Annotated in this window: 7 protein-coding genes, 1 tRNA gene and 1 pseudogene; 8 read left to right on the top strand and 1 reads right to left on the bottom strand. The window is 47.4% G+C overall.

Features of this window, described 5'->3' with window-relative positions; translation table 11 throughout:
• The 6 genes and pseudogenes from RMO27_RS01035 to RMO27_RS01010 all read left to right on the top strand — a co-directional run.
• On the top strand, positions 1–422 hold a 422-nt coding region (locus RMO27_RS01035), incomplete at its 5' end, for an HNH endonuclease (protein ID WP_309728223.1).
• A gap of 124 nt (positions 423–546) precedes the next feature.
• Positions 547–738 (top strand): annotated as a pseudogene (locus RMO27_RS01030) (transposase); the annotation flags it as partial.
• Positions 739–906: 168 nt separating this feature from the next.
• Positions 907–1,548, top strand: coding sequence for an alpha/beta hydrolase (locus tag RMO27_RS01025; protein WP_309728220.1), 642 nt, complete (start codon positions 907–909; stop codon positions 1,546–1,548).
• A gap of 139 nt (positions 1,549–1,687) precedes the next feature.
• Positions 1,688–1,903, top strand: a complete 216-nt coding sequence (locus RMO27_RS01020) for a DUF2555 domain-containing protein (RefSeq protein ID WP_309728218.1) — start codon at positions 1,688–1,690, stop codon at positions 1,901–1,903.
• A 103-nt stretch (positions 1,904–2,006) separates the two neighbouring features.
• On the top strand, positions 2,007–3,218 hold the full coding sequence (gene coaBC / locus RMO27_RS01015; RefSeq protein WP_396133591.1) for a bifunctional phosphopantothenoylcysteine decarboxylase/phosphopantothenate--cysteine ligase CoaBC: 1,212 nt from the start codon (positions 2,007–2,009) through the stop codon (positions 3,216–3,218).
• Positions 3,219–3,323: 105 nt separating this feature from the next.
• Positions 3,324–3,818, top strand: coding sequence for a GAF domain-containing protein (locus RMO27_RS01010; protein WP_309728216.1), 495 nt, complete (start codon positions 3,324–3,326; stop codon positions 3,816–3,818).
• A gap of 94 nt (positions 3,819–3,912) precedes the next feature.
• On the opposite strand, the gene RMO27_RS01005 is transcribed toward RMO27_RS01010, so the two are convergent.
• Positions 3,913–3,985, bottom strand: a tRNA-Phe gene (locus RMO27_RS01005).
• Positions 3,986–4,134: 149 nt separating this feature from the next.
• Here RMO27_RS01005 and RMO27_RS01000 point away from each other — a divergent pair.
• On the top strand, positions 4,135–4,290 hold the full coding sequence (locus RMO27_RS01000) for a hypothetical protein (protein ID WP_309728214.1): 156 nt from the start codon (positions 4,135–4,137) through the stop codon (positions 4,288–4,290).
• Positions 4,262–5,131 carry a lysophospholipid acyltransferase family protein gene (locus tag RMO27_RS00995; RefSeq protein WP_309728212.1) on the top strand — a complete coding sequence of 290 codons (870 nt, stop codon included), beginning with the start codon at positions 4,262–4,264 and terminating at the stop codon, positions 5,129–5,131. The genes RMO27_RS01000 and RMO27_RS00995 overlap by 29 nt, the downstream gene beginning before the upstream one ends.
• Positions 5,132–5,176 lie beyond the last annotated feature (45 nt).

The raw sequence follows: 5,176 nt of genomic DNA, 5'->3' as shown, positions 1-5,176 counted from the left end.
TTCTGGACATTCGATTGGCTTTAATTTGCTGCTCATTATTTTCCGTCGATCTTGCTCTCGATCGCTATATCATACATCAATTCAGCAACGCCGAATTAACTACAAAGTTGATTCGCAAAGCCTTTCCAACAGTTTCATCCTCTGAAAAGAAATATGTCAATGTCAAGGGTAATAAATCCCCTTTTGACGGCGATTTACCCTACTGGAGTGAACGCAATAGCAAGCTCTATAACGGACATACCTCTAAAGCCTTAAAACGGCAAAACCATTCATGTGCTTCTTGTGGTCATCAGCTACTATCGGATGAAAGGGTACACCTACATCATATCGATGGGAATCATGACAATTGGAAGAGAGATAATCTAGCGGCAATTCATGAGAGCTGCCATGATTACATCCACATGAGCAAGGCGAAAGTCTAGAATATCGGGAGCGCAGTGCGGTAAAAGTCGCACGCGGCGATCTAACTGGGAGGTGCGGAGTTTAATAGCTCCCATCGACCCAACCTAACACCTCCACTGGGTGATAGATATTTGTCACTGGATTGTTGATGTGGTCTTACGACCTAATGGGAGTAAAGGTTTTGTTCTTTTACCTAAACGCTGGACAGTTGAACGAACTGATGGCTGTTTGCATTGGTGTCGTCGTCTCAATGTTGATTACGAACGTTTACCTGCTTCTTCAGCGGCTTTCATCCACATTGCCATGATTCGACTTATGCTACGGAGACTTGCTTAAACATTTTATACTCTCCGTATTTCCAAACATTCTCTAAAAAAATTGGATGTTTAGTTTTGCTAGACGCTTCACTATAATACTAAATAGAGTATAAATCAAAGCCAAAAGTTCCCCGATCGAGTATTTTTGCGCTGTCACTAAATTTTACCCAAACTATCTATTGCGCCCATGAATCCCAGCGATGCCGATCCGAAACTCGATATTATTTTCGTCCCCGCTCGTACCGATACACCCGTCGGATCGATCGTGTTGTTGCATGGTTGGGGTGCCAATCACGATGACTTGGGCGATTTAGTCCCTTATTTCAATTTGCCTGAATATCAATTCCTGTTTCCCAATGGGATCTTCGACCATGAATATAGCGACGAGGGGAAAATGTGGTATTCCTTCACAGGCGCGGGAGAGTTAACCGATCTGAGCCGCGCGCAATTAGCGACTAGTCGCGAAGTCTTGAGGGAGTGGGTACAGTCGCTACCGGATTCTACGGGCATACCACTCGATCGAACTTGGATTGCGGGCTTCTCTCAAGGTGGAGCAATGACACTGGAAATCGGGCTAGATTTACCAGTAGCGGGTCTGATTGTGATGAGTGGTTATTTGCATCAAGATCGACCAAAACCGGAGTCTGTTGCTCCACCAGTCGAGATCGTGCCTGGTACCAAAGATGATGTCGTCCCGATTGTGGCAGCTCGATCGAGTCGCGACAAATTAACTGAGTGGGGAATAGAAGTTCGATACCAAGAATTTGAGATGGGGCATTCGATCGTGCCGGAAGTTTTGGATGTAATTAGAGCTTTTGTTACTAAGTAATTTGGCTGAAGTATGAGCGAATCGATCGAAATTATAAATAAATTTGTTAATCCAGACACTATTAACGGGTAATAATAAAGAAGAAGGTTAAGATTAACTAGCTGCGAAACTCTACCGATTTTGTAAGGAGGTTTGACCTATGACTGCGATTCTGACGTCTCAACGGAACAATATCCCCAATCTGACCACAGAAGAAGTAGAACAATTAGCACTGCGCTTGGAAAGCGATGATTATCGCAACCCATTTGACGGCTTGCAAGATTGGCACTTCTTGCGCGCGATTGCGTTTCAGCGTCCAGATTTAGTCGAACCCTACATTCATCTCCTCGATTTAGAAGCTTACGACGAAGCTTGATCTAGCAACTCTAAAAAGATCTGCGAATGAAAACGCCATCTGTAGGGGCAGTGCCTCGTGCCTGCCCTATGTCTAATGGCTGAATTTTAGCTAGGAAATCTATGTGCGAGTTCTAATCGGAATTGGGGGCGGAATTGCCACGTATAAAGTATGCGAAATAATTTCCAGCTTATTCAAGGCTGAAATCGAGGTCAAAGTTATCCTCACCGCTGGTGCGGAGCAATTTATCACACCTCTAACTGTCGCGACACTATCGCGTCATCCCGCCTATACAGATCGTGAATTTTGGCAACCCATTCACCAGCGTCCGCTGCATATCGAACTGGGTGAATGGGCAGATTTATTAGTTATCGCCCCGCTGACGGCGAATACTTTGGGCAAATTAGCTCATGGATTGGCTGACAATTTATTAACTAGCACAGTATTGGCTTCTACTTGTCCAGTGTTGCTCGCGCCCGCCATGAATACCGAGATGTGGGAGCAAGCCGCCGTGCAGCGAAATTGGCAGCTATTGCATCAAGATCCACGCTATCACGCTGCTGGCCCTGGTTCGGGTTTACTCGCTTGCGATCGAGTCGGGATGGGCAGAATGGCTGAGCCAGAAGAGATTTTACCCTACATTCATTCACTCCTCCATACCCAGGGAAGACTCGATTTATCAGACAAAAGAATTTTGATTAGTGCGGGCGGTACTCGCGAATTTTTCGATCCCGTCCGGTTTATCGGCAATCCGGCTACTGGCAAAATGGGATTGGCTCTAGCCCAAGCCGCCGTTCATCGTGGCGGAATAGTCACTTTAGTGCATGGTTCTTTGCCGGATCTGCCGATCGATCGTCGCATTAACTCGATCTCTATTGTGAATAGCGCAGAAATGCACGATCGAATGCTGGCACATTTCCCCACTGCCGATGTGACGATCATGTCTGCGGCCGTTGCCGATGTCAAACCAGCGCATTACAGCAGCCAAAAATTACCCAAACAGCAATTACCAACTGCCTTAGAACTATCACCAGTTCCCGATATCATCGCCGCATTAAGCAAGATCCGCAAAACCCACCAAAAAATTATTGGCTTTGCCGCTCAGACGGGTGATATCATCCCACCCGCGATCGAGAAATTGGAGCGCAAGCAACTAGACGCGATCGTCGCCAACCCTGTAGATCTACCGGATAGAGGCTTTGGGAGCGATCGCAATCAAGCCGTAATCATTAAAAAAAGTCGCGATTTGGCGCAGCCACAGCACTACGACCGGATCGAGATCCAGACCTGCGCTAAACTAGAGATGGCACATCGGATTCTCGATTCTATTTATTAAGCTGGAGCGATCTTCATACCAACTCCAATCTTCGCGATTTTCAATTTTACTGTTGGTTATTACCCTTTCAGATCGCCAACCGATCGACAATACAGCACATAGTTTATGTCCGATTCATCATTACAAACCATTTTTGATCGTTTATCTCGCGACTTGTCCAGAGACACCCTCATTCAAACAACTACCGACGAATTGCGCGCGGAACTTCATGCCGATCGATTGGTACTGTACTATTTTTACTATAAATGGTCGGGACGAGTTACCTTTGAGTCCCTAAGCGACGAGAAATTTTCGATCCTGGGTTCCAGTGGCCCCGACCAATGCTTTAATGGCGAATATGCCAAACTCTACGAGGATGGACGCGTCCGCGCAATTCCCGACATTGAATCAGAGCCGATTGAAGCGTGTCACCGCGATTTCTTGCGCGATCTCCAAGTCAAAGCCAATTTAGTCGTCCCTGTGCTCACCACCAAAGGCTTATGGGGCTTGCTGGTAGCACATCACTGTCAATCTACTTACGATTGGCTACCTAGCGAAATTATCGCGATGCAAGCTGCGGCTAGCAAGCTAGCCATGAGTTCTAGTATTAGAGATAATTAACGCAGATGTGGGGTGCGCTGCAATCGAAGATCGTAATGTATCCCCTAAAAACTTGAAAACCCCACATGATGTATGTGGAGTTTTTTGTACGTAATGCCAGGACGGGGATTTGAACCCCGGACACGAGGATTTTCAGTCCTCTGCTCTACCAACTGAGCTATCCCGGCGCATTGCTGGATTAAACTGGGCAACTTGACTAATATAGCAAGTTTAAGCGGATTATGCAAGTATTCGATCGATATTTGAGGATTGGTATCGATTATGCCCATTGGTGGGTGCTAAGGGTTGTGGCGATCGCCGATCTAGATCGAGAACTATGACCGATTCTAGCCGTTGTTTGATACGATCGAGATCGGGCGATGCTCATTTGCCAGCGGCGATGCCAACGGTCACAATCTTAGCAACCGTCGTATCTAACTATGTTTATCTCCAATTTTTGACAATTGTTAAACTTTTTTCAGCAGCTACTTAATGCCCCGCATCCAGGTCTTCACAAATATGATGGTTGGTCGTTGACCGATCGCGATCCGCAAGCGATCCGCGAGGTATTTATGCCTGTCTGGCAGTGGCTGTATCAGCATTATTTTCAGGTAACTACCGATGGGTGGGAACATGTGCCCAGTCAGGGGCGGCTGTTAGTAGTCGGTTCGCACAATGGGGGGTTGGCGGCTCCAGATATGTTCATGTTGATGTATGACTGGTTCGCGCGCTATGGTACCGAACGTCCGGCTTATGGCCTCGCCCACCCATCTGTTTGGAAATATTTTGGGGCTACGGCGACACTAGCAGCACGGGCGGGAGCGATCGTCGCTCATCCCAAGATGGCGATGGCGGCACTGCAAAAAGAGGCTGTGGTGTTGGTGTATCCAGGTGGTGCTGAAGATGTCTTTCGTCCCCACAGCCAAAGACATCAGATTCAGTTAGCCGGACGCAAGGGCTTTATCAAAGTAGCCTTGCGGGAACATGCGCCGATCGTACCAGTAGTCTCTATTGGTGCTCACGATGGTTTGATCGTCATCAGCGATATTTATCCCCTCTTAGCGCAACTTCACGATCGCGGGATGCCGTGGTTATTTGGCATCGATCCAAATGTCTTTCCGATTTATCTGGGGTTGCCGTGGGGAGTTGCTTTTGGCCCTTTGCCCAATTTACCGCTGCCGACTCAGATCCATATTCGGATCTGCAAACCGATCGAATTCGATCGATCTGGACGCAGTGCCGCCAACGATCGCGACTATGTAGATGCTTGTTACGATCTTATCGAGCAGCAGATGCAAGCAGAACTCGATCGGCTTGTCTTGGAACGCGGATAAGCTACTCAATAATGAGTAAAAAATCCCCTCCTCGGAGGGGTGCCC

This window comes from Chamaesiphon sp. OTE_75_metabat_556 (assembly GCF_031378165.1).
In the GTDB taxonomy this organism is placed as follows: domain Bacteria; phylum Cyanobacteriota; class Cyanobacteriia; order Cyanobacteriales; family Chamaesiphonaceae; genus Chamaesiphon.
The sequence above is the reverse complement of the archived record's forward strand: the minus strand, read 5'-3'. Positions and strand labels throughout refer to the sequence as shown.

Coding starts and splice junctions, on each gene's coding strand:
- RMO27_RS01020 (WP_309728218.1), top strand. CDS start 1,688: ATGACTGCGATTCTGACGTCTCAACGGAACAATATCCCCAATCTGACC.
- RMO27_RS01010 (WP_309728216.1), top strand. CDS start 3,324: ATGTCCGATTCATCATTACAAACCATTTTTGATCGTTTATCTCGCGAC.
- RMO27_RS01000 (WP_309728214.1), top strand. CDS start 4,135: ATGACCGATTCTAGCCGTTGTTTGATACGATCGAGATCGGGCGATGCT.
- RMO27_RS01025 (WP_309728220.1), top strand. CDS start 907: ATGAATCCCAGCGATGCCGATCCGAAACTCGATATTATTTTCGTCCCC.